Origin of the sequence: Nonomuraea sp. NPDC049141, from assembly GCF_040648415.1 — a bacterium.
Taxonomy (GTDB): domain Bacteria; phylum Actinomycetota; class Actinomycetes; order Streptosporangiales; family Streptosporangiaceae; genus Nonomuraea.
Genome location: NZ_JBEZDR010000015.1, coordinates 165,929 through 190,950 on the forward strand (window position 1 = coordinate 165,929; position 25,022 = coordinate 190,950).

Consider the following 25,022-nt stretch of genomic DNA (forward strand, 5'->3'; position numbering starts at 1 on the left):
TCGCCGCACCATGATCTTCTAGCCTAGAACACGCACCCCGGAAACCACGCGCGTGATGTCACGCCACCTGGTCCGCTGTGAGTCCGGCACTGTCACGAACGCCAGCCCCGGCTTGGCCATTCCCCCGTCGAGCACCACAACGGCCGCCCGGGAGACGTGCTTGCCGTACCGCACCTGAAAGATGAGCAGCCAGCCGCCCTTGTCCGGCTGGGAGGCCAGCCAGCGGATCCGCGCGCCCTTGGGGTGGTGGTTGAGCGTCCAGCGGGCGGCGAGCAGCGCGGTGTCGCGCACCGACTTCTGCGCCTCGATCGGGAGCGGGCAGGTGACGAGCATGCCCCGCTGGTTCGAGCCGCGCCGCAGCGGGAGCACCTGCTTGCTGGTGAACGGCGCCGCGTGGTGCGCCTTCCACGGCTTGGCGAGCCTGGGCACGGCCAGTCCGGTGCGCCGGTCCTGGACCACCCGCTTGCCGGGCTTGGCCATCGCCACCCGCCTGGCCTTCTTCGGCAGCTTGGGGAGCCTGGGGTCGGCGTACAGGGCCTCCATGGCCGTGTACCCGGGCGCCAGCGACGAGCCGGGAGAGGGCGTCGTCCGGGGAGCGGGCGCCGCGGTCGCGGAATCGATCGTCGCCGACGGTTCGGCCGAGACAGAAGGGGCGGGTCCGGACGAGGCCGGCACGGTCGATGGCGCGGCAACCGGCCGTGTGGCGACCTCGTCCGGCCGCGGCGGGAGCAGCATGACCAGCGTGACAGCGACGACCGCCACCGCGGTCGCCACTGCGAGCCCCCGGTATACATCCCGCATCCGCATATCGCCGATGCGAGAGCGTCTGGGCGGAGAAACGGGGGTTCCCGGTCTGGCAGCAGTTCTCACACGGGAACCTGTGGTCCCATCATCCCCATCGAGCACGATCGGGAGCGTACGACAAATCCCAGCATTCCGCTTATGAAGCTACCGAAGTGTCATCATGGCTTCGTGGAACAGGTGGAGCTCCGATTTGACCCGGCCTCTCAGGCTTCCGAAACGCACACGAACCTCTCCGCGCTACGGCACGACGGCAGCGGCCTGTGGGTGGCCGGTGACGAGACCGCCACCATCGAGCATCTGGCCTGGTCCGGGGCGCACTACGCGGGCCAGCGCACCTTCCGGCTGGCCGACTACGTACCGCTCCCCGCGGGCCCCGAGGACGAGGCGGACATCGAGGGCCTGGCCCGGGCCGACGGCCAGCTGTGGGCCGTCGGCTCGCACAGCCTCAAGCGCCGCCGCGTCAAGTCGAAGGACCCGGCCAAGGCCGCCAAACGGCTGGCGACCGTGATCCGCGAGGAGAACCGCTTCGTCCTGGTACGCCTGCCGCTGGACCCCGCCACCAACGCCCCGCTGCCGGGCGCGATCCTGTCGGGCCGGCACAACCTGGCCGCCCACCTGGAAGACGACCCGCACCTCGCGCCGTTCCTCGCGCTGCCGGGCAAGGACAACGGCTTCGACATCGAGGGCATCGCGGTGCTGGACGAGCGGGTCTACCTGGGCCTGCGCGGCCCGGTGCTGCGCGGCTGGGCGGTGGTCCTGGAGATCAGACCGGTCGAGACCGAGCCGGGCGAACTACGGCTGGGCGCGCCGTACCGCAAGCACTTCCTGGACCTGGGCGGGCTGGGCGTGCGTGACCTGTGCCCGTACGGCCGCGACGTGCTACTGCTCGCCGGCCCGACCATGAACCTCGACGGGCCGGTACGCGTGGTGCGCTGGCGGGTCCACCAGGCCGGCGACGTGGTCCCGGCGGAGGAGCTGGAGACGGTCGTCGAGCTGCCGTACGGCATCGGCTGCGACCATCCCGAGGGGATGGCCCTCATGCCGGACGGCAGACTGATGATCGTCTACGACAGCCCGTCACCCGCACGGATCACCCCGGCGGGCGGCGTCCTGGCCGACGTGTTCACGATCTAGCAACCCGCCCGCACAGCCACGGCGCGTCGGCGACGAACGTACACGAACCCGGCTCGATCTCGGTGAACCCGGCGTCGCGCACCACAGGCAGCCCCGCCGCAACCATCGACGCGAAGTCGGCCGGCGCCGCGGTGCGCACGGTCACGCCCAGCCCGGCCGCCCGCCAGGCGTCGCGCTCGGCCTGGTCGCTGGCCCACCAGGCGAGCTGGGCGGCGTGCCCGGCCTGGGCCATGGCCTTGCCCGCCGACATGGCGAGCCCGGGGTTGGCCCACAGGATCGGCGGCGCCGCGGGCGTGAGTTCGCCGCCGTCGGTCAGCTCGGTGCCCGAGACCTGCAGCCTGGCGAGGTCTCTCGGCCAGTCGTCGAGCGGCACCGGCGGGTGCACGCGCACCTCGGCCGTACGGTGCTCGATGGTACGGCCGGGCAGCGCGACCGCCCTGCGCCACTCGGCGCCCCTGGCCCTGCGCACCACCTTGCGGATCTTGCCGGTGGACTGCCAGGTGTGCAGCTCCTCGCCCCACTCGCCGGGGTCGTCAAGCAGGCTCAGCACCGCCATCGCGGCCGCCTCCAGCGCGTCGGTACGCTCGGGCGGCGTCGCTCTCTCGATCCTGACCACCAGCGGCAGGACCATCAGTTCAGACTCGTTCATCGCCCTCTAGCATGCCCGATCGCCAGGGACATGCCGGCGGCCAGGAGGCAGAGCGCACCCGAGACGTACCAGGCCAGGTCGTAAGCGCCCAGGTGGTCGCGGGTGAGCCCGGCGCCCACGGCGGCGAACGCGGCGCCGATCTGGTGCGCGCCGAACACCCAGCCGAACACCACCGCCCCGTCCGCCCCGTAGATCCGGCGGCACAGCGCCACGGTCGGCGGCACGGTCGCCACCCAGTCCAGCCCGTAGAACACGATGAAGATCAGCATGCTGGGCTCGGTGGTCGCCGCGAACAGGCCGGGCAGCACCATCAGCGACAGGCCGCGCAGCCCGTAGTAGACACCGAGCAGGACCTTCGGATTCACCTTGTCGCTGAGCCAGCCGGAGGCGATCGTGCCCGCGACGTCGAAGATCCCGATGACCGCGAGCAGTCCCGCCGCGACCGGCTCGGCCATGCCATGGTCGTGCGCGGCGGGGATGAAGTGGGTGCCGACCAGGCCGTTCGTGCTGGCCCCGCAGATGGCGAAGCCGCCCGCCAGGAACCAGAACGCCCGGGTCCGCGCCGCCGACCTGAGCACCGTGACCGCTCTGACGGCCGCGTTCACCTGGACGGGCGGGGTACGGACCGTGCCGGGCTCCGCCCCCAGCGCCGTGGTGCCCACGTCCTCCGGATGGTCGCGCAACAGCCACCACACGAACGGCACCACGGCCAGCGCGGCTCCCGCCACGGTCAGCGAGGCCACCCGCCAGCCCGGCCCTTCGGCCAGCTGGGCGAGCAGTGGAAGGAAGACCAGCTGCCCGGTGGCGCCCGCCGCGGTGAGCACGCCGGTGACGAGCCCACGGTGCCTGACGAACCAGCGGTCGGTCACCGTCGCCACGAACACCAGCGCCATGGACCCCGTGCCGAGCCCGACGAACACGCCCCAGAACAGCAGCAGCTGCCAGCTCGCCGTCATCAGCACCGTGAGCCCGCTGCCGGCGGCCACCAGCAGCAGCGCCAAGGACACCACTCGCCGCATCCCGAACCGGTCCATCAGCGCGGCCGCGAAGGGCGCGGTCAGCCCGTAGAGCACCAGGTTCACCGACACCGCGAGCGAGATCGTGCCCTTGGTCCAGCCGAACTCCTCCTGGAGCGGGTTGATCAGCACGCCGGGGGTGGCGCGGAACCCGGCGGCGCCGAGGATGGCCACGAACGCGACGGCCGCGACGAACCAGGCCCGATGCAGCCGCCTGGTACGGGTGGTGGTGCTTATGGTCATCCGCTAATCCTGATTTATCCTCACCTGGTGCCGCGAGTGGCCGGAAAGCCAATATATGCAAGAATCCGGCCATGGCCCATCGCATCGCGGTCCTCGTCCTGAACCACTTCGCCCCGCTCGACCTGGGCGTTCCCGGTCAGGTCTTCTGGTCGGCGGAGTCACCGGCGGGCGAGAAGCTCTACGAGGTCGTCACCTGCTCCCCCGGTCGCGAGCCGGTCCGCTGCACGGCCGGATACAGCGTCCTGCCCGACCACGACCTGGACGTGCTGGACACGGCCGACACCGTTCTGGTCCCCGGCATCCACGCGGGGCGCGCGATGAAGGACGGCACGATCCCGCCCTACCTGCGTGAGGCGCTGCACGGCCACGAGCGGATCATGTCGATCTGCACGGGCGCGTTCGTCCTGGCCGCGGCGGGCCTGCTGGACGGCCGCCCCGCCACCACGCACTGGCGCGAGGCCCCCCGCTTCGCCGAACTGTTCCCCAAGGTCAAGCTGGACCCCTCGGTCCTGTTCATCGACGACGGCGACGTCCTCACCTCGGCGGGCGTGGCGGCCGGCCTGGACCTCTGCCTCCACGTGATCAGGCGCGACCACGGCACCGAGGTGGCCAACCGGGCGGCCCGCCGCTGCGTCATGCCTCCCTGGCGGGAAGGCGGCCAGGCCCAGTACATCGACCGCCCCTTCCCCGGCCCGGCGGGCACCAGTACGGCGCCGACCCGCACGTGGATGCTCGCCCACCTGGACCAGCCGCTCGACCTGGAGGCCCTGGCCGAGCACGCGAGGATGAGCGTCCGCACCTTCACCAGGCGCTTCCGTGAGGAGACCGGCATGAGCCCGTCGCGATGGCTGACGAAACAACGCGTCGACCACGCCAGGCACCTCTTGGAGACCACGGACGCGGGTGTGGAAGAAGTGGCCCGCAGTGCCGGTTTCGGCACCACGGTCTCGCTCCGGCAGCACCTCCACGCCGCGGTCGGGGTCGCCCCGCTGACCTATCGGCACACCTTCCGGCGCTAGGGAAGCCACGGTCAAGTGGACGCACGTAACGGCGGCCGGCCCCGTGCGGGTTCAGCGGCCGTTTTCCTGGAGGCCCTCAGCCACGTGCGGCGGGTGGCGGTGGGGGCGGCTTTGCCGTAACGGAAAGAAGGGGTTTTCCAGAAAGCCCAGCCACGTGGGGCCGGATCACTCGAAGAGATCGGGCTGTTCGCGGGTGATCTGGTCGTGCAGGGGCTGGTAGTTGATCCAGCCGACCAGGTCGTTGCCGATCTGCCGGTGGGTGAGCGCCGCGTTGTCCGGCTCGATGGGCACCACCTGCCCCGCCGCCTGAGCGACGAGCTGCACCTGCGCCGAGCGTTCCATCGTGATGAACCACCACGCCGCCGCGTCCACGCTGTCGCCCACGGTCAGCAGCCCGTGGTTACGCAGGACGACGGCCTTGTTGCCGCCCAGCGCGGCGGCGATGCGCTTACCCTCCTCCAGGTCCGTCACCACACCCGTGTAGTCGTCGAAGAGCGAAACGTCACCGTAGAAGGCACAGGCGTCCTGCGTGATCGGCTCGATGACCCGCCCGAGCGCCGACAGCGCGCGCCCGTACACGGAGTGGCTGTGCGCGGCCGCCACGACGCCGGGCCTGGCCTGGTGCACCTGCGAGTGGATGGCGAAGGCCGCCTCGTTGACGGGGTAGCGGCCCTCGACGACCTTGCCCTCGTGGTTGACGAGGATCAGATCGCTCACCCGGACATGCTTGAACGACATGCCGAACGGGTTCACCCAGAAGTGGTCGGTCAGCTCGGGGTCGCGGGCGGTGATGTGCCCCGCGACGCCCTCCTCGAAGCCGAGCTTGCCGAAGATCCGCAGGGCGGCGGCGAGACGTTCCTTGCGATGCCGCCGCTCCTTCTCGACCGTCTCGAACGTCGGCGGCAGGCGAAAGATCAGGTTCTCCGGCATGAGCCCTCCTAGAGTCCGGATCAGGTTAACCGAACCAGGTTCTGACGGCCTCGTCCAGCGAGTCGTCCGGGGTGCCCGCCCAGGCCACGTACCCGTCCGGGCGGATCAGCAGCGCGTCGGCGGGCGGCGCCACGCACTTGGCCGTGACCACGTCGATCCGGTCGCCCCACGTGTCCGCCCGAAGCGGACCTCCGGCGAGGTCGAGCAGCAGCGGCCGGCCCGTCCGCATGAGCGTGGCGAGGGACACCGGCTCCAGCTCAAGGTCCGGGACGAATCGGCCGGTCAGCGGGTGCGCGTTGGCGGCCGTGGGATAGGCGACATCGGCACCCGACATAAGCGCAGATATCCGGCTACGGGCGCTCTTGTCCTGAAGGAGCTCACCGAACACCTCGCGCAGCGCCGTCACCTCCGGCCCCGGCGACATGAGCGCGAGCTGGGCCTTGCTGTGCATGGTCACCCGTTCGGCGGCCAGGTGGCGCTCCCGCTCGTAGCTGTCGATCAGGCCGGGCGGCGCCGTGCCGCGCACCGTGGCCGCCAGCTTCCAGCCGAGGTTCGCCGCGTCCTGGAGGCCCAGGTTCAGCCCCGGTGCGCCGATCGCCGCGTGCACGTGAGCGGCGTCCCCGGCCAGCAGCACCCGGCCCGCGCGGAAGCGGTCGGCCACCCGGGTGTTGCGCCCGGATTGGCGGCGCAGCAGGTGCGGCCCCGGGCCCGGCGGGGCGGCCATCGGGATGTCGGCCCCCACCACCCTGGCCAGGCTCTCGCGCAGCTCGCCGAGCGTCATCTCGACCTCCTCCCCGGGATCGTCGCCGCCCCATTCGACGGAACTGATCGTCAGAACCTCGGAGCTCATCGGCAGCAGGGCGTACGCGCCACGCTCGGTGCGATGCCAGGCGTAGAGACCCATCGTGCCCACACCGGGCAGGTCGAGCTCGGCACGGTCCATCCGGATCGTCGCGGTCGGTAAGACGACGTGGGCGGCACGCGAGGTGACGGCGGCCGAGTTCACGCCGGGGAAGCCGATGCCCGCCTGCTTCCTGACCGTGCTGTGGGCGCCGTCGCAGCCGACCAGGTAGCGGGTGCGCAGCTGCTCGCCGCCGTCCAGTTCGAGCGTCATGCCCTCCTCGTCCTGGGTGAACGCGGTCAGCTCCCGCCCACGCCTGATCTCGACACCCAGCTCGCGGGCCCGCTCCTCGAACAGCTCCTCCAGGCGGGCCTGCTTGACGCCCATGGCGTACATCGTGTTGCCCTCGATCCCGGCCAGGTCGAGCGGCAGCGCGCCGAACAGGAACATCGGAATCGGCCGTGGCGGCTCCGTGACACCCAGGAAGCGACGGTAGAGGCCGCGCTGGTCGAGCAGCCTGACGACCTGCCCGACGATGCCGTTGGCCTTGGGCGCCTGACTCCGCTCCGGCAGACGCTCCAGCACGATCGGCCGTACTCCGGCCAGGGCCAGCTCACAGGCCAGCATCAGCCCGTTGGGGCCACCACCGGCGATGACAACATCCGCGGTCATTGGGGCTCTCCTTGTCCTTGCGTCGTCGGGTCGGGCTGTGTGGATCGACCGGGCTGTGCGGACGGGTCGGGGAGGCCGGCGGCGAGTTGCCGCAGCGCCTCTTCGATCAGGGGCAGGAGCGGCACGGCGGGCTCGGCGCGCAGCCAGTGGCGGACGGCGGCCTGCGTGGCCACGATCACCGCCGTGGCGACCAGCTGCGGGTAAAAGTCGCGTTCGGGGTCGGTCCCGGTGCGCTCGGCGACGGCCGCGGCCAGCTCGCCGTCGGCGGAGAAGAGCAGCCGCAGCGACTCCCCCTCCATGGCGGGCGCACTGGTCAGCAACCGCAGGGGCTCCCGCACCTCGGGGCCGGGCGGCAGCGTGGTGCGGCCCGCGCCCTCCCACGGCGCCAGCATGGCCCGCGTCAGCGCCTCCCACAGCGGCTCGCCCGGCGGCCTGTCGCGCAGCACCTGTGCCGAATGCCTGGTCCGGTCGGTGTGGCGGGCGGCGAGCGCCTCGTACTTGCTGGAGAAGTAGTTGTTGAACGTCCGCGGTGACACTCCGGCCGCCTCGGCGATGTCCTCGACCCGCACGTTGTCGAGACCACGCTCCAGAGCGAGCTGGAGCGCGGCCGTCATCAGAGCGTCGCGGGTCGCCTGCTTCTTGCGTTCGCGTAGCCCGGTCATGGCTCCCAGGCTACAGAATTTTGCGGACTAGGCAAGTTTTCTGAGTACGCAAAATTTTGGTCGTCGCGGGGGTGCCTGGCACCAGACGGCGTCACGGCGACAGGACCCCTCAAGACGGAGGGTGGCCCGGCGGCTGAGATCAATAGGCAATCTTTCGATCACAAAGAAGCGGGAAAGGGTATTCCCGAACATCAACGTGAATGAAGCTCACCCTCGCCACCCATGTCACACCTGGCACCCCAGAGGACATAACCACCCAGTCGACTTCCTCTCCCGCAAACGCGAAGAGATTACGCGATACATATGCGATCATCGGCTAGGATCAAGCGTCACTTCATTAAACCGTGAAGAATGACGCTTTATAAGCACATGGGCGAACTATGCACACATTACCTTGGTGTCCATTTTGTTCGCATACGCAGATGATCGACAGAATGCCATTCTAGGAGATGGACATACGCCCCACCAAGGGGTGGATTTCCACAAAACGGGACAGGCGCGCTAACCAACTCGGCCGCTTCGGAGTCGGCGCCTGGGGGGCCTGAACAGCCGGTCAGTACCACTACGAAGATCGAAAGGCAGCCTAGTGGCCATCACCTCCCGATGCCTTGGAACGCCAAGGAAAGAGAATCTCGGGCCGACAAAGCTCCACCGCGAGCAACTGGAGCAGCTCGCCAAGATATTCGAGCAGACCGGGGCCTATTCCAGCATCTGGACCGACTCCAACTACGTTGTGTACGAATCCACCTCCTCGGCGGACATCGCCGACCTCGGTTCGAAGATGACCCCGAGCCTGAAGATAGTGAGGATGATCCGGCGCGACCCCGTGACCAAGGACAAGATCATGGACTTGACGCTCTCCTCGGCGACGGCTCTGCTGCTCCGCTACCGAGTGGACGAGACGGCCAACGACGCAGCCCGGATCAGGGAGATCTGCAAGGAGAGAAAGCGCACCTGGGCGCAGTTCGCCCATATCCCCGGCCTGGCCGTCGGAACTGTCGCGGCGATCGTCGGCGCGGCGATCGCGAGCCGCTTCCTCGGCTCGTCCTCGAGCCCGGTGTGGTTGAGCCTGCTCCCGGTCACGATGGCTCCGCTGGCCCTCGGGCTGGGAATCAAGTACCTGTGGAAGCGGCTCGGGGCCGGCCTCACGCAGGCGGTCATCATCAACGTTCCGGAAGGCTCGCAGGGCGGGCTGCTGTCACGGAAGCGCGATGACCTGATCGTCGCGGTGACCATGTTCATGCTCAGCACGGCCACCAACGTGTTATTCACCCTGCTGCTACAGCGCAGGTAGGGTTCGCGGCGAAGGCCACGGGCTCTGCGCTGATCGCAGTTGCGCGGAAACCCCCCGCCCAGGCCCCGTCCTGGGCGGCTGCCACCCTTTCGACGACTTCTCAAGAGAGCTATTCACCTACCGCTCAGGTGACGGAAGAACTGGCGACAGTCGAAACTACTGACTCGGCTCGGACCACCCCCACTGCGGAACCTCCCGAAGCGGGTGAAGCTGGTCGTCGGTTTCGGCGTGAGAGTTCTGCATCGCCACCTTCGACCCGAACTCCACATGGGACCGCAGCGCCTCCCGGAAAGGCACGTCGTCGGGCAGCCCCGCCTGGTCGGCGGCCGCCATGTACAGCTCGACGAACCGCCGACGCTGCGCCTCCGTGATCTTCAGCCCCCGATGCGCATCGATCAGCATCGAAAACCCGCCCATTTCCAGGGAGAAAGTGTCGGGCCCGCCGAAGGTCTCGGCGGTGAAGGCCGTCAGATGCGCCACGTGTTGCGGAAGTCCCTCGCCGAACAATGGCTGGAGTAGTGGGTCGGATAAGAGACTTCCGTAGAAGATGTCGATGAACCTGTGGAGCCCTTCTTGGCCGCCTGCGTGCTCAAAGAGAGTTTCCATGATTACATCATTACACGACCCTTAGCCCAAGCGCTAGATTGGTCTCGGACTTGCGGCGATGCCCCAGAGACTGCCGTACGGAGCAGGCGGTCGAGCCCATCGCCTGCCAGGCGGCCCGCGCTCAGCCCACTTCGTCGAACAAGCCTTGAAGGGTCTGGGTGGTGGCCGCTCGGGCAAGCCACGTTTCGAGTTGGGCAAGGTCCGCGCAGGTGGTGATCCGGTCGCGAATGTCGTCGGGAACGTTGAAGCCACGGGCAGCCAGCACGAGCAGCACCGACCTGCCAGCCTCTTCCGCTTGACCCTCTGCCTTGCCGCGGCCGAAGTGCTCGCGGGCGAAGGGGCTGTAGACCGGCCATTCGGTGGACGCGGACTTCATGATCTCCTCCATCAGACGGCGGATCTCGGGCGCGGACATACTGTAAGCGTATTCGAAGTAATCCGGAGCGTGTTCATCGGTCACGTCCGCCAGCGCGGTGGCGAACGCCTCGACGACCTTACGGTTGTGGCCGTGGACCATGACCGACATGGCCGCGAGCTCCGGGTGGGCGGCGGCCTCGTGAGGGTCGATGATGGCCGGGATGCTATCCGGCCCCAGCACCCAGGGCCGCAGGCGATAGCCGGTCAGCCCGGACTCGACCGGCTGCGCGTAGTAGTCCGCCACTATCCGGCTGGGGCAGATGACCAGGACCGAGACGTCGCAGCCCAGCATCAACCACAGGGCGGCGGCGTAGCGGGCGAACTGCCGGGGTTCCTTGGACTTGTCCTGCTGGATCTCCACGATGATCGCGTGGGCGGGCGGCCGTGGTGGCCCCAGCACGACGACCAGGTCGGCCTCGATATCGTCGGAAGGGCGGGTGTTGAAGGTGCTCTTCTCCACTCGGACCAGCGGGGTGTCGGGCAGGTTCACCCCCAGGAAGTCACGCATGATCTCCACCGCCAGTTGAGGGCGGTAGGAGAACAGCTTGACGAGGGTGTCATGTGGGGGGGATGGCATGACGCTCATTGTTACACTACGAACACGGAAAGTGATGGTCATTCGCATACCTTCGGCCCGGCGCCTGACCGGACATCGAAGCTACCGCAGCGTGGCGACTATCCCCTCGCTGATCAAGCCCCTTCCACCCACTAACGCGAAGCGCTGGGAGGCGAAGCCGATGGTGACCCGACAGACCGCACCCTGATCTCGCCGAGTGTGGCGTGGCTGGCCCGGATGTCGGAGATCAGCACATACGCGACCAGCAACAGCCCAAGACAGAGGGCATCGGCCGCCCACCAGGGGATCTCGGCGAGCAGCAGATAGCCGTCACCGTCGCTCAGCGACCTGATCACCACCGTGACCGCGGCCACCACCACGGTGACCATCAGCCAACTCCGCAGCCGCGGCAGATTCCCGTTGTTCCACAGCCGGATCCGCCAGGTCATGAACACGGTGAGCACACCGAGCAGAGCGCAGAACCCGATCAGCCACCAGGGCAGAGCGAAGGCGGTCTGCTCGGCGATCTGCGCCTGTGTGGTGCGGAGCTCGGCCTCGGCCTTCTGCCTGGCCACCACGGCGGCGTCGAGTTGCTTCTTGAGCTGGGCCACGCTCTTCTCCTGCCGCGCGGGCGGCGAGGCGACGTCCGTCGGCAGCATCCGAGCCACGACGGTCAGCATGATCGCCACGAAGGACAGTGCCAGGACGATGGCCATGAACAGGTCGATGAAGCGCAGGTCGAGCGGCGGTGCGAACGATCGGACGGGTCGCTTCCTCACTTCTCCCTCACCAGGGTGTACTTCTGCGGCCGGCTCTCGGCGGCGCTCAGCCGTTCCACCGCGGTGCGCAGCGCGTCCAGGCCTTTGACGAGCTCTTCGGTCCTGCCTCTGGACTGGGCCAGTTCCTGGGTGAGCCCGTGCATGGCGGGAGCCGCCTGCTTCGCGGGCAGGCGCGCGATATAGATGAGGAACACCTCATCGGCGGCCACCACACTGGCCCGCTCCGCCCGTTCGGTCAGGGCCATCGCACCGAACGCGAGCACGCTCAGGAACAGCGCGATCAGGGTGACGCCGAACGCGGACGCCAGCTCGGGCAGTACGTGCTGCTTGAGCGCGGTGATCAGTACGCCGGGGTCGCCCTGGCTGTCCAGGGCGTTCGAGAACGCGCTGACCATCGCGGCCATCGTCAGGGCGGTGCCGATGAATCCGAACACCGGCAGCGCCCAGATGAGCGCGTGGTCCAGGTGGTGCTTGTTGGCCATCTCACTGTCGTCCAGCGCGGACCGGGCGCTCAGCACCGCCTCGCAGTCGTTCCCGGCCTCGGCCGCCTCCTTGAACAGCTTGAGCCGCCGCCCCACCAGCGTGTCCTCGGTCGGCTTCACCGCCTGGACGTTCGCCACGGCCCGCGCCGTCGCGGCACTCTCCCGCCGGATGTCCGGTACGGCCCTGGCGATCCTGAGCACGGTGGTCACGAACACCGCGAAAATAAGCGTGACCACGAGCTCCGCGGCCGGCGGGGCCGTGGTCGCGCCCACGGACTCCAGCAGGGCTCCCACCACTCCGGCCATCAGCAGCAACGCGGAGAGCAGCAAGCCCACCACAGGCGCGAACACCGTGTGACGCCAACCGTACCTTGACACCCTTTAACCCCACTCCGGCACACAAACTGTCAAAGGTCCACCTAAGCACACGTAGAGCAATTATTGGTTACGGTGAGGTCAGGTTGGCCACCTGTGCTTCGAGCGGTGCGACGATGTGCGGATGCGGGAGCTCAGTGAACTGATCCACGGGGACGATCCGGCGTGGCCGGTGTTGCAGAAGGAGTTCGCAACCACATCCGTGCCGCTGAAGGTGCTTCCCGGCGATCCTGAGCAAGGTCGTTCCTGCTTGTTACAGCTTCAGGTCAGCGTGGAGTCGTATCTCGGTGCGCTGGCTCTGCACTCCGGTGGGTTGATCTTGGACGGAGGATGGCTGCGGGTGTTCGGCGGCTCGACGATGACTGGTGCTGATGCGCTGCCTGGCCTGGCCCAGGTGAATCGTTTTCCTGCCGCCTTTGACCCGGAATGGCGCCCCGCCAACGGACTGATCGTGGGACAGGACGTCCTCGGCGGCGTCTTCGCGCTGAACGGGCACGATGCGGCCGAAGCTGGGCGACCGGGTACTCCTGGGCAAGTGATCTACTTCGCTCCGGAATCCCTGGAGTGGCAGGCACTGGAGATGGGGTACGGCGCGTGGCTGACCTGGCTGTTGACCGGTCGCCTGGAGCAGTTCTATGGCAGCCTGCGCTGGCCCGGGTGGCGAGCCGAGGTTCGCGCGTTGCCCCCGGCTCAAGGGATCGCCTTCTACCCTTTCCTGTGGTCCGACGAGGCCCATGCCAACCTGGCAGCCACCAGTAGAAGGCCGGTCCCAGCGAGGGAACTGCTCCGCATGAGCGCTGACTTCTGTCAGCAACTTGGGCTGAAGAGTCCGGGTTTTCTCGGCAGCGCCTAACCCCAATGGTTGAACGGATTCGGAGCCGCGTCCAAGTGGGTCCCTGAAAGCGATCACGAGTTGCAGACCAGTCAGGGGCCACTCCGTCCTAGCCATCGACCAGGTAATCTGTCAAAGAGTCAGAATATCCTGGCTTTTTGACAGTACTCTACTGAGCGTGATCAGCCTGTCACGCATGCCTCTGACGAAGGACCCAGGCATGCAACAACCACCGCCGTCGATCTTCCCGATCTTCCGGTCTCGGATCACATGTGCTGTGCTGACGCACACATACGTGGGCGATGCGGAGAACTCCGTCGGCGAGCTGGCCGAGGCCGCCGGGACCGACAGCGGCACCATGGCCCGCGAGGTGTCCCGGCTCGAACAAGCCGGCGTCCTCAGTTCGCGTCACGTGGGACGCACCAAACTGGTCCGGGCCAACCAGACGGCCCCCTTCTACGGGCCGCTGCGCGACCTGGTCACCATCATCCTGGGTCCCGCTCAAGTCCTCGCCGAAGAGCTGTCCCACCTCAACGGGATCGAGGAAGCCGCTGTCTTCGGCTCGTGGGCGGCACGCATGCGCGGGGAGCCCGGCCCCGCCCCGGTCGACATCGACCTTCTCGTCATCGGCCGTCCCGATCGCGACGATCTCCACGAGGCCACCGCCCGCGCAAGGTCCAGACTCGCACGCGAGGTCAACACGGTGGTCATCACTCGCGCCCGGTGGGAAGCCAACGAGGACGGGTTCATCCGCGAGCTGCACAACCGCCCGCAGGTGCCTGTACCGATCCCCCCAGGAGATGGCGAATGACGAGTTGGGCGCGCGGGAGAGACGAGATCATCGGCATGCTTCAACGACGCGAACTCACCCAGGTCGTCGCGAATGCCGAACTCGCCGAGCGGATGCTCTCGACCGCCCGGCAGCACCTGGTCAGCGCTGAAGCACTTGCCCGCACAGATCCGTATCTCGCATACGCGGCCCTGCATGACGCGGTCCGCAAGTCCTTGGCGGCGCTTCTCCAGATCCAGGGCCTGCGGGCGACGACAACCGGTGGCCATGTGGCGGTGCAGCATGCCGCCCGTGCGCAGTTCGGCGCTTCCATGGGAGCGATCCTCCGGCCGGTTGATCGCATCCGTACGACCCGACACGAGAGCGAGTATCCGACTACGACGACCTGGATCGACGAGGACAGCGTCCGCGATGACCTCCCGGCCGCGACCGCGGTGGTAGACGCGGCAGACAAGGCACTTCATCACCTGTCCCCGTTCGTCCTGTGAAACCGTTCACCGAGCTATCAATGATCCTCGGTGATTCGTCCGTTGCAGGGCGAAGGTCCCCGTCTGACCCTTGCCGACCAAGAGGCCCTTCACCGATTTCCCCCAGCACTCACACGCTGGGCAACAAACAAGCCACAGAGGTTGCGAAGCGCTGGAATCCCGGGCGGTGAAGTTGTTACAGGCGTTTGGAACCCTTTGCGGACATCCGGAGAAGTACAGTCGCGAGAAGGCGGTTCGCGAGTTAATGTCCCTTTGGTCGCTTGCGCTGCGGGAGGAGAGCTGGTCACGGGCTCGTTGCCGGGCTACGGGCGCGGCTGAGTGAGCAATCCCGGCTCGGTCTCCGCGGGAATGCCGAGGCTGACCAGGCGTTTGAGCTTGGCGCGGGTGTTCTCGATGTTCTCACGCTCCAGGGGCAGGTCCAGGGGCAGGCAGAGGTCACGTGCTCGCGTGGGCTGGCCGATGCCGGTCACGAGGGCGAGAATCTGCTGGTAGACGGGGTGATCAGGGACCACGGGAGCCGATCCGGCACCGGTGCCGGATCGGGCTCGGCGGCAAGGACGCGCAGGGTCTTGCGGGCGATCCGGAGGTGATCGAGATCTTGATCGAGTTCCCGCAGGCGACTGGCCAACTCCTCGATCTAGGCTTGAGTCTGTTCGATCTGGCTGGTCAGGGCCTTCTCGCGGCTTGCCGGAACGGTGAGGCCGCCTCGGGGCGCCCTCACCGTTGCGGATCAGCCGACGGCGTACGCGCGGGTGATCGTCTGGGTCACCCCGTCGCCGGCGGAGTCGGTGACCGTCGCGCGGAGGGAGACGAATCCGGCCGCGGGAGGGTTCGTCAGCATGGCGGTCCAGCCCGAGCCGGTGCGGGTGACTGGGACACCACGCCAGGTGGCGCCGTCGTCGGCGGACATCTCCAGCCGGATCGATTTCACCCCCGCCTTCGGGGAGCCGGGGTTGCGCTCAACCCACACAGGCATGCGGGTCGTGCTGCCCGGCCTGGCACGGTTGAAGTCGTCCAGGCCCTCGGGGCTGTAGCGGACGGCCATCAGGGGCAGCGGCTGTTCCTCGGCCGTGGTAGCGGATGGGAACGTCCAGACCGATTTCACCTCCGTGGAGAGCGTGGCCTGCCGGCGCATCGACGCCGTCAGCGTGTAGGTGCCGGATCCGGCGGGCAGGTTGGCGCGCAGTTCGCAGCTCTGCGGCTGGTGGGCGTCGCAGTTGGCGAGGTCGGCGGTGGCCAGCACCTTGCCGTCCTCGGCGAAAGTGGCAGTGCCGTTGGCGGCGGCGTCCGAGCCGGTCCTGCCCGGCTGCCCGTCGGCGAACATCCCCGTCCCGGCGAAGGTCAGGCTGTCGCCGGTACGGTGGCCGGCCGGCAGCAGGAACGACGGCCCGGTGACGGCGGCGTTCCACACTTCGCTGGTGTGACCTCGCTTCATGAGCTTGCCGCCGTCGGAGGTCAGCGCGGTGCCGACCTCGAGGGCGCTCTCGAAGACCAGACCAGGGGTCCGATAGTGGACGAGCCGGCCGGGCAGCGCGATGCCGCCGACCGACGATACCGGGAAGGCTCCCAGCGAACCGCCGACATGCAGCCCGACCAGGAAAGCGCCCGTGGCAGCCGCTCCGGAGGCCCGGTTGGTCGCGGTGACCTCGGCCAGCTCCTTCTGCTCGGCGTGGTAGGTGGGATCGTCCGGAAGACCGCCGCTGCGCCGGTCGACCAGGGTGTAGACGTACGGGCTGGGCGAGACGTCCTTGCTGAGCCACGTGGTCGCCAGGGTGTAGGTCAGACCTGGTGACACGGCGGGAATGACGAAGACCTGGGAGTTGGCGTCAAGGCCGAACACGTGGGTCCAGAGGCCCCACGCGCCGTGGTCCAGCCCGAGGGAGAGAACGCGCTGGAGTTGGGCGCTCGGATCGTCGATGGTGGTTTTCGTCGGCTTGCCCTGACGCGTGTCCACGGTGAACCGCTGGTCGCTGCCGTCAACCTTCAGCGGGGAGTCGGCGATCGTCAGCACAGGCTGCCCGTCGATCTTCTCGCTGGTGCTGGTATAGAGGTTCCAGTCGCCTTTGGGCAGTCGTACCGTAGCCTTCCCCTCCTGGAAGGACAGCGCGTGGAGGGCCCCGGTCTCGGCGTCGTAGACCTCTCCCTCCTGGGGGTTCACCGGCAGGCCCTGCCTGCCGACGACGGTGATGGTGACGTCGTAGGACTCCTGCTCGACGTACGCGCCGGCCAGCGTGCGGATCACCGTCTCGCCCGACCTGGCGGTGACCGTTCCCGGGTAGTCACCCGGGGCCTGCCTGCTCGCGTCGATGGCGAGCGTGACCGACGCCTCGCCCATGGCCGGGACAGTGACCTGGTCGGACGGCAGTTTCAGCACCTCACTGTCCGCCGACAGCTCGAGGGTGACCGGTGCGTCGCCCGCGTTGGCGTAGGTGATCGTCCTGGTCGCCGTCCGGCCGCCGGTGCCGTTCCAGGGGAAGGCCGCCCACACGTTGGCCTGCTTGGGCACGACCTGCTGCCGCAGCGCGCGTACCAGGTCGATCGTCCCGGCACCCTGCTGATAGAGCGTCGCGTCCTGGACCGGGGCGGCGCTGCCGATCAGCGCCGACTTGATCTGCGCGCCGGTCCAGTCCGGGTGGCGCTGGGCCAGGATCGCCCCCGCTCCCGCCACGTGCGGAGTGGCCATCGAGGTGCCGCTCATCACCCGGTAGCCGCCCCCGACGGCGGCGGCCGTGATGTCGACCCCGGGCGCGGTCACGTCGGGTTTGATCGCGTGGTCGCTCACGCGCGGCCCCTGGCTGGAGAAGCCGGCCATCCGGCCCTGCTTGTCCACCGCGCCCACAGTGAGTGCCGCCTCGGCGCTACCGGGACTGAGCACACTGGCCTCGATGCCGTCGTTTCCCGCCGCCGCGACGAACAGTGTGCCGGTCTGTTCCGACAGCGTGTTGACCGCCTGCTCCAGCGGATCCAGCCCGGGGCCGTCGGGACCGCCGAAGCTCATGTTGACGATCTTGGCCTTCACCTCGACGGCGGCCCACTCCATACCGGCAAGGGCCTCAGATTCGGTCAGGCCCGCAGCTCCGCCCACCTTCCCGATGGCCAGGCTCGCCTCCGGGGCCACGCCCCGGTACTTCTCGCCTCTGCCCGCCACGATCGAGGCGACGTGGGTGCCGTGGCCGTTGTTGTCGCTCATGTCCGGTTCGTCGCTGAAATTCCCCTCCCGTACGACCGCGTCCTTCAGGTCCGGATGGTTGGGATCGTAGCCGGAGTCGAGGACCGCGACCGTGACGCCCTTGCCCGTGAAGCCCTGCTGCCACGCCTGCGGCGCGCCGATCTGCTTGACGCTCTCGTCCAGCGAGAAGCTCCTGCGGCCGTCCAGCCACACCTTGGTACGGCCCGCGGCCAGGGTGCGGGCTCCGGTGAGAGTCCGCCAAGTCTGCGCGGCGTTCGCCTTGGACACACGTGCCGCGCTCATGCCCAGACTGGATAACCGCCGCACCCGCGCGGAACCCAGTGACGTGGTGATGCCCTGTTCGATGACGGGAATGTCGGGGGTGCCGGCGTCGCCGTACCCCCAGGCCAGGAGCTGGGTGACGTCGAACAACCGCTGGTCCAGCACGCCCTGCGCGAGCAACGGCGCGGCGTCCGACGGGATCACATACAGGTGGCCCCTGCGCACCTGGCTGGAGAAGCCGACCTGCCTGCCAGGCCCTGGCTCAACCCGATGCCCCTGACCGGTGACCACCACCCGGTCACCGGTGATCAGGGTCACCCCGTTCACCTGCTGAGATGGAGTCGGTGATGCCGGTGCCTGTAGGGGTGTGACACCGATCGTTCCCGCCAGCCAAGCGGCGAGGAGCGACTTGCCTAAAGTCATGATCTACCTCACGTACGTAGGAGAAGGGCCTTAGCGGGGAAGCTGGTCCGTCCAACCTGTGGTCAGCTTGATGAGGCCGTCCTTCGAACCCGCCACCCCTCCGTCAGCGGTGGGGAGCCGATTGGTACGGATCACCCGGGAAGTCGCGGGATCAACGACCAGCCTGACCTCCCGGCCGCCGTTGATGACCATCAGCTCCTCCCCGCCCTCGACCGTGCCCAGCCGCTGCACGCCCGGGAGTTCGGCGAGCGCGCGGAACGCCGCCGAGCGCACGTCCGCGGGCGCGGGCAACTCCGCGATCAGCGAGAGCAGCGGCAGGAAGGCGATGTCGTAGTCCCCGATGGGACCACCCGTCTGCATCTCGGCGACCTTCTGCCGCAACGCCGCGGGGTCTGTCGGCAACTCCTCGAGATCCTCCATGGAGACCTTGGTATCGCCGTCCGCGGGCCCGAGCCAGAACGCGCCCGAGGGCTCCTTCACCACGCCGGGCCCGCTGCCCAGCATGCCCCTGCTCCACCGCTGCCCGTCGCGCGTGGTCCAGCTCTCGCCCCAGAAATGCCGGCCATCTTCGCTCTCCCGTTTGATGTGCCAGTACGTCCCAGAACCCTGTGGCGCACGCTCCGCGCTGGCGGCGGCCACGAGCAGGATGTTCCTGGCAGAGGTCATCGGCAGGACGTCACCGGCAGAGGGCGGTGGCTTGGCGGGCGCGGCGGCCTGACCCATGGCGATCACGACGGCGACGGCCGCCGCGACCGCGGTAGCGGCAAGGCCCGTGACACGCACGGTCAAAGGCCGCCGGGACCGCCGAGGAGCCGCCGTGCGGGCCATCACGGCCAGCAGTCGCCCCCGCGCGCCGGTCAAGGCGTCCGGGTTGGTTTCCGCCACCTCCGAGCGCAGATGCTTGATCAGCTCAAGGTCGTTCATCGTTCGTCCTCTCTCGTCTCAACCGGATTGACGCCGCCCAGAGCGCGCGCGACCTTGCGGCGGGCGCGTGACAGGCGTGATCGGACCGTGCCGATGGGCACCCGCAGCGCCTGTGCCGTCTCCTCGTACGTCAGATCGCCCCAGGCGATCAGCAGCAGCACGTCCCGCTCACCGCGGCCGAGTCTCGCCAGCGCGGCGGCCAGGTGTTGCCGGGTGGCCGATGCGGAGACCCGCGCGGCCACCCGCTCGTCGAACGCCGCGACAACCGGATCCTCACCCGTGCGGGCCAGGGCCCGGTAACCGCGCATTTCGGCACGCCGGTGCAGGCCGATGACGTTCGTGGTGATGCCGTACAGCCAGGGCAACGCCTCTGTACGGCCGAACTCGTACCGGTGGCGCGTCTCGAAAGCCCTGGTGAACGCCTCGGCCACCACGTCTTCGGCCTGGTCGAGCCCAAGGCGCCGCGCGGCGTAGCGGTGCAACGCGGCGGCATGGCGATCGAAGAGCGCGGCGAAGCACCCCGGTGTGCGCAGCGATGCTTCGATGATGGAGGAGTCGTCCCGGTCGTCCGCCAGCCCCGTTTGTCCGCCTACCGATAGCTGATGGCCACTTGGAAGTGGGGGGTCCGTCAAGACGAGCTCCCGTTCTGAGGTGGTTGTCACGACCGTCTTTATCCGTAGGGCGCCTCAGAGTTCCCGGTAGACGTTCCGAACGGGTCGAGGCCGTCCCCAGGTGCCCGTACCGATCCCCATTGGAGACGGCGAATGACGAGTTGGGCGCGCGCGGGAGAGACGAGATCATCGACATGCTTCACGACGCGAACTCACCCAGGTCGTCGCGGATGCCGAACTCGCCGAGCGGATGCTCTCGACCGCCCGGCAGCACCTGGTCAGCGCTGAAGCACTTGCCCGCAAAGATCCGTATCTCGCATTCGCGCCCCGTAGATGCTCGCCAGGCCAGGGTGCTGCCCCTTGCGCTTGCCGGTGGGGATGATCAGGTCCGGGCGGATGTCCTCCACCGGCTCGCCGTTCGCGGCGGAGCACGGTGTGCAGCATGTCGTCGGTGATTACCGGCGGGCGTCCGCCGTGGTTTCCTTGTGGGTGCGGCATTCAACGGCGGATCGGACAGTGAGGATGTTCGGCGGTGGATCCGGTGAGCTCACCGCCCCCGCGCAGAGCCCGACGGCTCTGGAGGCCATAAGGCTCGCCAAGCGATATCGGGGCACGTGGGCGTTGCGCGACTGCACGTTGTCCGTCCCCGTCGGCCGGGTCGTCGCACTCGTTGGACCGAACGGCGCGGGCAAGTCCACGTTCCTGCACGTGGTCGCCGGACTGATCGCCCCCACCCGGGACAGCGTGCGTGTCTTCGGCGAACCGGTCGGGCAGCGCGCTGCGGCCCTCGCGCGGGTGGCGTTCCTGGCCCAGGACAAACCCCTCTACAACGGCTTTACCGTCGCTGAGATGCTCCGGTTCGGACACCATCTCAATCCGGGGTGGGACGACGCCCCAGCCCGGCAGCGACTGGCGGAACTGGACATCCCGTTGAACCGCAAGGTCGGCAAGCTTTCTGGAGGTCAGCAGGCACAGGTCGCGCTGACCATCGCCGTGGCCAAGCGGCCGGATCTGCTGGTCATGGACGAACCGCTCGCCAACCTCGACCCAGTGGCCCGGCACGACGTCATGCGCTCCCTGATGGCGGCGGTGGCCGAGACTCAGATGACCGTCGTGTTGTCCTCCCATGTGGTGTCCGACCTGACCAACGCCTGCGACTGGCTGGTGGTGCTCAACCGCGGCCAGGTCCAGATCAGCGGCGAGGTCGACGAGCTGCTCGCCACCCACCAGATGCTGTCCGGCCAGGCCGAGCTCGCCGACGGGATGGCGGCCCGGATGCCGGTGATCAGCGACAGCCGCAGCGAACGGCAGGCCGACCTGCTGGCTCGCACCGGCCCGGGAACTCCGTTGCACGACCCGCGATGGAGCGCGTCCGGCGTGAGCCTGGAGGAGCTGGTGCTGGCCTACCTGCGCCGCCCCGACACCACCTCACTGCCGCCCTGACCATTTCCTGATGTCGGCGTACAGGCTCAAGTGCAGAGGCGAGTACGACTAAACGTGCAGAGATGATCTGCGAGTCGGTCGCAATGACGAGTCTTTTGAGCGGGGGGCCTTGCCCGGGGTGGTGCTGAGCACCTCGGAGCGGCTCCGAGGTGCTCGTCCCTGGCGATGCGCCCGTTTACGACTGGGCGGCCGCGCTCGGTGGCCGGGCCCCGAGATGGCGGGCGATCTCCTCCTCCCACGACTGCAGGAAGTCCGGATAGCGCTCGGCGAACTCGTGCAGAGGCCCCTGGCTCTCTGGCGTGAGTGCGGTCAGGGCGTACGTGACCCGTACCGTGCTGCCGCCCTGCCCATCCGCATCCACCTCGACGGTGACGGTCCCGGCCCGGGAACCGGGTGTGACCCTGGCGTACGAGACGCGCCGTTCAGGCTCGCGCTCGACCACCACCCAGATGGTCCGCTCGCTGTGCGCGCCGGTTTCGAAGACCGTGCCAGGGGCGGAGTCGTCATGGGTCTTCACCGGGAAACGGGGCTGCCACCCGGCCACCCACTGCTCCTCGCCGCGCGGCGTGAACAGCGTGAATGCTTCCTCGGGCGGCAGCGCGACCGCCAGCCGACCGGTGAGCGTGTATTGCGCGCCGCTCATCGCTCGGTCAGCCGATGCGCGTCGGCGGATGTCAGCGTCAAGCCGTACACGGCCTTGAGTTGCTCGATTTTGTCGAGGGTTGCGGGCGTGAAGGGCGCCTTGCCGTCGAAGGAGTGCAGCGCGATGCCTTCCACCAAGTCGCCCAGCGAGATGTCGAGGTATTCGGCCAGTCCCTTGAGTACCTTGAGCACGTTCTTCTCGAGCCGCAAGCCTGTCTGTGTGCGTTCGACTGTTACCATGGTAACAATGTACACCTGTCGGCGACGCTACACGGCGCGGCACGCTCCCGTGATCCGCCCGAGGGAGGCCGCGATGCGCTGCAGGTCGTTGCCAAGCACAGTGCTTCTGGCAGCTCTGCACGTTTACTCGTACTCGCCCCTGCACATCAGGCAGTACGCCGACACCTGACCGCTAAGGAGACATAGAAGTGTTGTGGCTTACCTGGCGGCAGCACCGCATGCAGGTGCTCCTCACCACGGCGCTGCTGGCCGTCCTCGGCGTAGTTCTGCTCATCAGCGGTCTGGGCGCGGCCGACTTTGCCGCCCAGAACGCTCCGGCGACCGACTGCGTGACCGACACGCCCGCATGCAGCTCTTACATCGTGGGGATGAACGAGCTCATACGGCCGGTGGGTGAACTTCTCGGATGGCTTCCGCTGCTGGCCCCGGCGATGATCGGCGCCTTTTGGGGCGCTCCGCTCCTGGCCCGGGAGTTCGAGCACGGCACGCACCAACTGACCTGGACCCAGTCGGTGACGCGGCGCCGCTGGTTGGCGGCCAAGATCGTCGGGCTCGGTGTTTCGGTCACGCTCGGCGGGCTGGTGCTGGCTGGCATCGTCACCCCGTGGCTGGCCGCCTTCGACGTCCCCCCTACAACGTTGACCACTTCGACTTGAAATGGTTCCGCGTTGTAGGCATCCTTCCGCCGGCGTGGTGGCTGTCCGCCTTCGTGCTCGGCATGGCCACGGGCGCGCTGTTCCGGCGGAGCCTGCCGGCGATGGCGGTGACCCTGGCGGTGTGCGCGTTAGCATTCTTCGGACTCCTCAGAGCGCCATCCTCCTATGCGACGCCGGAGCGAGTCGTGCAGACCAAGGTCATGGACGAGCCCCCACCAGTCCCTGTACGTGAGCAGCTACTGGATCGACAGAAGCGGCGTGAGGTTCACCTCTCAGGAAAGAGCGCTTGCGCTCGCCAGCCCTTGTGGGACGGACGAGACGACCAAGAAATACGACAAGTGCTCATTCAGCCACGGCTATCGACAGATCACCGAATTTCACCCTGCGAACAGGTTCTGGCAGTTCCAATGGACCGAAGCGGGAATCCTCCTCATCCCCGCTCTCGCATTGGGCGGCGTCGCCGTCAGGCGCACCCTTCGGCCCCGCATCTGAAACCAATCGTCCCCTCATCACGGTGACGGGACGGCCTGGTGCGGGAACCGTCACCGCCTTCTGCAAGGCGGTCCCCCAGAGGGCGAGCAGTGGATCATGCAGGTCCCCGAGAGCAACGAAAGTCGTGCATGGTTGGGGCCCTCGGGTCGAAAGCACCCCCAGGGGGAGAGGAGCTGCGGGTCCGACCCTTGGATCGGTGCCCCTGTGGGAGAGGGAGAACGGAGAGCGAACGTTCGTGGCCATCCCACTAGAGATCGACTGAATCGCCTACCGGGAGGCGGGCGTAGTTGGTCTCCTCCTCAAGCCATGCGTCGAAGTATTCCAGACCGACCTTGCTGAGCTGGATGTCGTGGATCGGGAACGCGCGGGCCGGCCGGACGCCTCGGACGAAGGTGATGGCCTCGCCGATCTTCACCCAGGGGCCGGCCGCCGGGACCAGCAGGGTGTCGACCTCGTCGGTGGGGACGAACAGGGAGTCTCCCGGGTGGTAGAGGCCATCCACGATGAACCCGAGGTTCGGGCAGCCGGGCAGTCCGTCGATGACCTCGGCGTGCACGCCGCCCACGGCCTTCACGGTGAAGCCGGCGGCGGTGAAGGTCTCGCCCGCGGCGACCGCGACCGCTCCCTCGCCGAGCTCGGCGGCCAGTGCCGCATGGGTGTGGACGGTCAGGGCGGGGTTGGCCGCCCGAGCTGCCTTGAGCGCCTCGACGTCGACGTGGTCGGGGTGCTCGTGGGAGACGAGCACGGCCGTGGCTCCGGACAGCGCCGCCTCCGCGTCGGAGAAGGTGCCCGGATCGATCACCAGCACCCGATCGCCGTCCTGGACACGCACACAGGCGTGCCCGAAATGCGTCAGTCTCACCGGATCACTCTATCGGCCGGCCTCGGCGTAGACGCCACCACGATCACCGCCCAGCGGCCCCGGATCGTCTCGTGCCTGCCCCGCTCCTGCTGTCCATCAAGGGGAGAATCCCTTACAGACAAGAAACCGAGGCAGGACAAAACCCGAGACTGCTACGCCCACCGCCGGCGAAGGTTCGTGGTCAGCGCACCAGTCGGCTACCAAGTCCTCAACGTCCCCACACGAGCGGGAACACCGAGTCCCGCACAAAGCAGATCGCACTTCAGCTGCGCCATTCTGCTTGTCGCCGGGACAATCCGTGAGCAGCCCGCCGCCCCCGACCGCTGGCACGGCAAGGCCATCCGGCAACCTGAAGAGCCGTACCAGAGCTATCTGATCGAACCCGCCGAGGAGGAAACCCGATGACCGGCTTCAAGAAGTGGAGCGATGTCCGCGAGGAGCATGTCGCGCGCGCTGGAGGAGAGGAGGAACTGGCCAAGACCCGGCGCATGATCGAGGCGTACGTGCATGCCTGGCATCTGGCCGAACGGCGCAGGAACGGCGGACTCACGCAGTCCGACGTGGCCGAGAAAATGGGCGTGACCAAGATGCGCGTGTCCCAGATAGAGAACGGCGACGCAACCGCGGCCATGTGACCCGGTCAGGTTCTTGAACGCTCCCCAGCTCTCAATACATGCTCGCTGAGGGTG

Annotated in this window: 26 protein-coding genes; 9 read left to right on the forward strand and 17 right to left on the reverse strand. The window is 68.1% G+C overall.

The window, feature by feature from the left end; translation table 11 throughout:
• Window positions 1-18: 18 nt before the first annotated feature.
• A complete protein-coding gene (locus AB0B91_RS39245) occupies window positions 19-801 on the reverse strand; it encodes a hypothetical protein (RefSeq protein WP_358331078.1) in 783 nt (260 codons plus the stop codon).
• A 171-nt stretch (window positions 802-972) separates the two neighbouring features.
• Here AB0B91_RS39245 and AB0B91_RS39250 point away from each other — a divergent pair, with 171 nt between their 5' ends.
• The gene (locus AB0B91_RS39250) at window positions 973-1,938 is read left to right on the forward strand and encodes a DUF3616 domain-containing protein (RefSeq protein WP_358331081.1); all 966 of its coding nucleotides are present in this window, start codon (window positions 973-975) and stop codon (window positions 1,936-1,938) included.
• Here AB0B91_RS39250 and AB0B91_RS39255 read toward each other — a convergent pair.
• Window positions 1,928-2,587, reverse strand: coding sequence for a peptidyl-tRNA hydrolase (locus AB0B91_RS39255; protein WP_358331084.1), 660 nt, complete (start codon window positions 2,585-2,587; stop codon window positions 1,928-1,930). The genes AB0B91_RS39250 and AB0B91_RS39255 overlap by 11 nt on opposite strands.
• Window positions 2,584-3,846 (reverse strand): MFS transporter, encoded by a 1,263-nt coding sequence (locus AB0B91_RS39260; RefSeq protein WP_358331087.1) that lies wholly within the window; start codon window positions 3,844-3,846, stop codon window positions 2,584-2,586. The genes AB0B91_RS39255 and AB0B91_RS39260 overlap by 4 nt, the downstream gene beginning before the upstream one ends.
• A gap of 71 nt (window positions 3,847-3,917) precedes the next feature.
• On the opposite strand from AB0B91_RS39260, the gene AB0B91_RS39265 reads away from it, so the two are divergent.
• Window positions 3,918-4,865 (forward strand): helix-turn-helix domain-containing protein, encoded by a 948-nt coding sequence (locus AB0B91_RS39265; RefSeq protein ID WP_358331090.1) that lies wholly within the window; start codon window positions 3,918-3,920, stop codon window positions 4,863-4,865.
• Between the two features lie 165 nt (window positions 4,866-5,030).
• Here AB0B91_RS39265 and AB0B91_RS39270 read toward each other — a convergent pair whose 3' ends face one another.
• Genes AB0B91_RS39270 through AB0B91_RS39280 form a run of 3 tightly spaced genes read right to left on the reverse strand, consistent with a single transcriptional unit; the run spans window position 5,031 to window position 7,970 of the window.
• Window positions 5,031-5,795, reverse strand: coding sequence for a class II aldolase/adducin family protein (locus AB0B91_RS39270; RefSeq protein WP_358331093.1), 765 nt, complete (start codon window positions 5,793-5,795; stop codon window positions 5,031-5,033).
• A gap of 25 nt (window positions 5,796-5,820) precedes the next feature.
• On the reverse strand, window positions 5,821-7,308 hold the full coding sequence (locus AB0B91_RS39275; protein WP_358331096.1) for an FAD-dependent monooxygenase: 1,488 nt from the start codon (window positions 7,306-7,308) through the stop codon (window positions 5,821-5,823).
• Window positions 7,305-7,970 (reverse strand): TetR family transcriptional regulator, encoded by a 666-nt coding sequence (locus AB0B91_RS39280; protein WP_358331099.1) that lies wholly within the window; start codon window positions 7,968-7,970, stop codon window positions 7,305-7,307. Before AB0B91_RS39280 ends, AB0B91_RS39275 begins: the two co-directional genes overlap by 4 nt.
• A gap of 586 nt (window positions 7,971-8,556) precedes the next feature.
• Between AB0B91_RS39280 and AB0B91_RS39285 the strand changes: the two genes are divergently transcribed.
• A complete protein-coding gene (locus AB0B91_RS39285; protein ID WP_358331102.1) occupies window positions 8,557-9,264 on the forward strand; it encodes a hypothetical protein in 708 nt (235 codons plus the stop codon).
• 156 nt (window positions 9,265-9,420) lie between these two features.
• On the opposite strand, the gene AB0B91_RS39290 is transcribed toward AB0B91_RS39285, so the two are convergent.
• The 4 genes from AB0B91_RS39290 to AB0B91_RS39305 form a co-directional block, all read right to left on the reverse strand.
• Window positions 9,421-9,870, reverse strand: coding sequence for a group II truncated hemoglobin (locus tag AB0B91_RS39290; RefSeq protein ID WP_358331104.1), 450 nt, complete (start codon window positions 9,868-9,870; stop codon window positions 9,421-9,423).
• 121 nt (window positions 9,871-9,991) lie between these two features.
• Window positions 9,992-10,906, reverse strand: a complete 915-nt coding sequence (locus tag AB0B91_RS39295) for a hypothetical protein (RefSeq protein WP_358331107.1) — start codon at window positions 10,904-10,906, stop codon at window positions 9,992-9,994.
• Between the two features lie 89 nt (window positions 10,907-10,995).
• Window positions 10,996-11,622: a hypothetical protein gene (locus tag AB0B91_RS39300; RefSeq protein ID WP_358331110.1), complete on the reverse strand. Its 627-nt coding sequence runs from the start codon at window positions 11,620-11,622 to the stop codon at window positions 10,996-10,998.
• Window positions 11,619-12,455: a hypothetical protein gene (locus AB0B91_RS39305; protein ID WP_358331113.1), complete on the reverse strand. Its 837-nt coding sequence runs from the start codon at window positions 12,453-12,455 to the stop codon at window positions 11,619-11,621. The genes AB0B91_RS39300 and AB0B91_RS39305 overlap by 4 nt, the downstream gene beginning before the upstream one ends.
• 148 nt (window positions 12,456-12,603) lie before the next feature.
• Between AB0B91_RS39305 and AB0B91_RS39310 the strand changes: the two genes are divergently transcribed.
• The 3 genes from AB0B91_RS39310 to AB0B91_RS39320 all read left to right on the forward strand — a co-directional run bounded on the left by AB0B91_RS39310 (window position 12,604) and on the right by AB0B91_RS39320 (window position 14,589).
• Entirely contained in the window at window positions 12,604-13,332 is a 729-nt protein-coding gene (locus AB0B91_RS39310) for a DUF2625 family protein (RefSeq protein WP_358331116.1), read from the forward strand.
• 256 nt (window positions 13,333-13,588) lie between these two features.
• Window positions 13,589-14,122 (forward strand): nucleotidyltransferase domain-containing protein, encoded by a 534-nt coding sequence (locus tag AB0B91_RS39315; RefSeq protein WP_358331119.1) that lies wholly within the window; start codon window positions 13,589-13,591, stop codon window positions 14,120-14,122.
• Window positions 14,119-14,589 carry a hypothetical protein gene (locus tag AB0B91_RS39320; protein WP_358331122.1) on the forward strand — a complete coding sequence of 157 codons (471 nt, stop codon included), beginning with the start codon at window positions 14,119-14,121 and terminating at the stop codon, window positions 14,587-14,589. The genes AB0B91_RS39315 and AB0B91_RS39320 overlap by 4 nt, the downstream gene beginning before the upstream one ends.
• 302 nt (window positions 14,590-14,891) lie before the next feature.
• Here AB0B91_RS39320 and AB0B91_RS39325 read toward each other — a convergent pair whose 3' ends face one another.
• The 4 genes from AB0B91_RS39325 to AB0B91_RS39340 form a co-directional block, all read right to left on the reverse strand.
• A complete protein-coding gene (locus AB0B91_RS39325) occupies window positions 14,892-15,101 on the reverse strand; it encodes a hypothetical protein (protein ID WP_358331124.1) in 210 nt (69 codons plus the stop codon).
• Window positions 15,102-15,319: 218 nt separating this feature from the next.
• Window positions 15,320-18,358, reverse strand: coding sequence for a S8 family serine peptidase (locus AB0B91_RS39330; protein WP_358331127.1), 3,039 nt, complete (start codon window positions 18,356-18,358; stop codon window positions 15,320-15,322).
• Window positions 18,359-18,493: 135 nt separating this feature from the next.
• Complete coding sequence (locus tag AB0B91_RS39335; protein ID WP_358331130.1) at window positions 18,494-19,387, reverse strand: CU044_5270 family protein; 894 nt, start codon at window positions 19,385-19,387, stop codon at window positions 18,494-18,496.
• Complete coding sequence (locus AB0B91_RS39340) at window positions 19,384-20,019, reverse strand: RNA polymerase sigma factor (RefSeq protein ID WP_358331133.1); 636 nt, start codon at window positions 20,017-20,019, stop codon at window positions 19,384-19,386. Before AB0B91_RS39340 ends, AB0B91_RS39335 begins: the two co-directional genes overlap by 4 nt.
• Window positions 20,020-20,520: 501 nt before the next feature.
• On the opposite strand from AB0B91_RS39340, the gene AB0B91_RS39345 reads away from it, so the two are divergent.
• Entirely contained in the window at window positions 20,521-21,441 is a 921-nt protein-coding gene (locus tag AB0B91_RS39345; protein ID WP_358331462.1) for an ABC transporter ATP-binding protein, read from the forward strand.
• 175 nt (window positions 21,442-21,616) lie between these two features.
• Here the strand turns inward: AB0B91_RS39345 and AB0B91_RS39350 are convergent, their stop codons facing one another.
• Both AB0B91_RS39350 and AB0B91_RS39355 read right to left on the reverse strand, forming a co-directional pair.
• Window positions 21,617-22,084, reverse strand: a complete 468-nt coding sequence (locus AB0B91_RS39350; protein WP_358331136.1) for an SRPBCC family protein — start codon at window positions 22,082-22,084, stop codon at window positions 21,617-21,619.
• Complete coding sequence (locus AB0B91_RS39355) at window positions 22,081-22,293, reverse strand: hypothetical protein (protein ID WP_358331139.1); 213 nt, start codon at window positions 22,291-22,293, stop codon at window positions 22,081-22,083. The genes AB0B91_RS39350 and AB0B91_RS39355 overlap by 4 nt, the downstream gene beginning before the upstream one ends.
• A 218-nt stretch (window positions 22,294-22,511) precedes the next feature.
• On the opposite strand from AB0B91_RS39355, the gene AB0B91_RS39360 reads away from it, so the two are divergent.
• Window positions 22,512-22,979: a hypothetical protein gene (locus AB0B91_RS39360; protein WP_358331142.1), complete on the forward strand. Its 468-nt coding sequence runs from the start codon at window positions 22,512-22,514 to the stop codon at window positions 22,977-22,979.
• Between the two features lie 739 nt (window positions 22,980-23,718).
• Here AB0B91_RS39360 and AB0B91_RS39365 read toward each other — a convergent pair.
• Window positions 23,719-24,333: an MBL fold metallo-hydrolase gene (locus AB0B91_RS39365; protein ID WP_358331145.1), complete on the reverse strand. Its 615-nt coding sequence runs from the start codon at window positions 24,331-24,333 to the stop codon at window positions 23,719-23,721.
• A 401-nt stretch (window positions 24,334-24,734) separates the two neighbouring features.
• Between AB0B91_RS39365 and AB0B91_RS39370 the strand changes: the two genes are divergently transcribed.
• A complete protein-coding gene (locus tag AB0B91_RS39370; RefSeq protein WP_358331148.1) occupies window positions 24,735-24,968 on the forward strand; it encodes a helix-turn-helix transcriptional regulator in 234 nt (77 codons plus the stop codon).
• Window positions 24,969-25,022 lie beyond the last annotated feature (54 nt).

What these genes read in the sequence shown, in the direction of transcription:
- AB0B91_RS39290 (WP_358331104.1), bottom strand. Translation starts at nt 9,870, where the DNA reads ATGGAAACTCTCTTTGAGCACGCAGGCGGCCAAGAAGGGCTCCACAGG.
- AB0B91_RS39280 (WP_358331099.1), bottom strand. Translation starts at nt 7,970, where the DNA reads ATGACCGGGCTACGCGAACGCAAGAAGCAGGCGACCCGCGACGCTCTG.
- AB0B91_RS39275 (WP_358331096.1), bottom strand. Translation starts at nt 7,308, where the DNA reads ATGACCGCGGATGTTGTCATCGCCGGTGGTGGCCCCAACGGGCTGATG.
- AB0B91_RS39320 (WP_358331122.1), top strand. Translation starts at nt 14,119, where the DNA reads ATGACGAGTTGGGCGCGCGGGAGAGACGAGATCATCGGCATGCTTCAA.
- AB0B91_RS39350 (WP_358331136.1), bottom strand. Translation starts at nt 22,084, where the DNA reads ATGAGCGGCGCGCAATACACGCTCACCGGTCGGCTGGCGGTCGCGCTG.
- AB0B91_RS39255 (WP_358331084.1), bottom strand. Translation starts at nt 2,587, where the DNA reads ATGAACGAGTCTGAACTGATGGTCCTGCCGCTGGTGGTCAGGATCGAG.
- AB0B91_RS39370 (WP_358331148.1), top strand. Translation starts at nt 24,735, where the DNA reads ATGACCGGCTTCAAGAAGTGGAGCGATGTCCGCGAGGAGCATGTCGCG.
- AB0B91_RS39345 (WP_358331462.1), top strand. Translation starts at nt 20,521, where the DNA reads ATGTTCGGCGGTGGATCCGGTGAGCTCACCGCCCCCGCGCAGAGCCCG.
- AB0B91_RS39335 (WP_358331130.1), bottom strand. Translation starts at nt 19,387, where the DNA reads ATGAACGACCTTGAGCTGATCAAGCATCTGCGCTCGGAGGTGGCGGAA.
- AB0B91_RS39265 (WP_358331090.1), top strand. Translation starts at nt 3,918, where the DNA reads ATGGCCCATCGCATCGCGGTCCTCGTCCTGAACCACTTCGCCCCGCTC.
- AB0B91_RS39310 (WP_358331116.1), top strand. Translation starts at nt 12,604, where the DNA reads ATGCGGGAGCTCAGTGAACTGATCCACGGGGACGATCCGGCGTGGCCG.
- AB0B91_RS39270 (WP_358331093.1), bottom strand. Translation starts at nt 5,795, where the DNA reads ATGCCGGAGAACCTGATCTTTCGCCTGCCGCCGACGTTCGAGACGGTC.
- AB0B91_RS39260 (WP_358331087.1), bottom strand. Translation starts at nt 3,846, where the DNA reads ATGACCATAAGCACCACCACCCGTACCAGGCGGCTGCATCGGGCCTGG.
- AB0B91_RS39295 (WP_358331107.1), bottom strand. Translation starts at nt 10,906, where the DNA reads ATGACCATCACTTTCCGTGTTCGTAGTGTAACAATGAGCGTCATGCCA.
- AB0B91_RS39245 (WP_358331078.1), bottom strand. Translation starts at nt 801, where the DNA reads ATGCGGGATGTATACCGGGGGCTCGCAGTGGCGACCGCGGTGGCGGTC.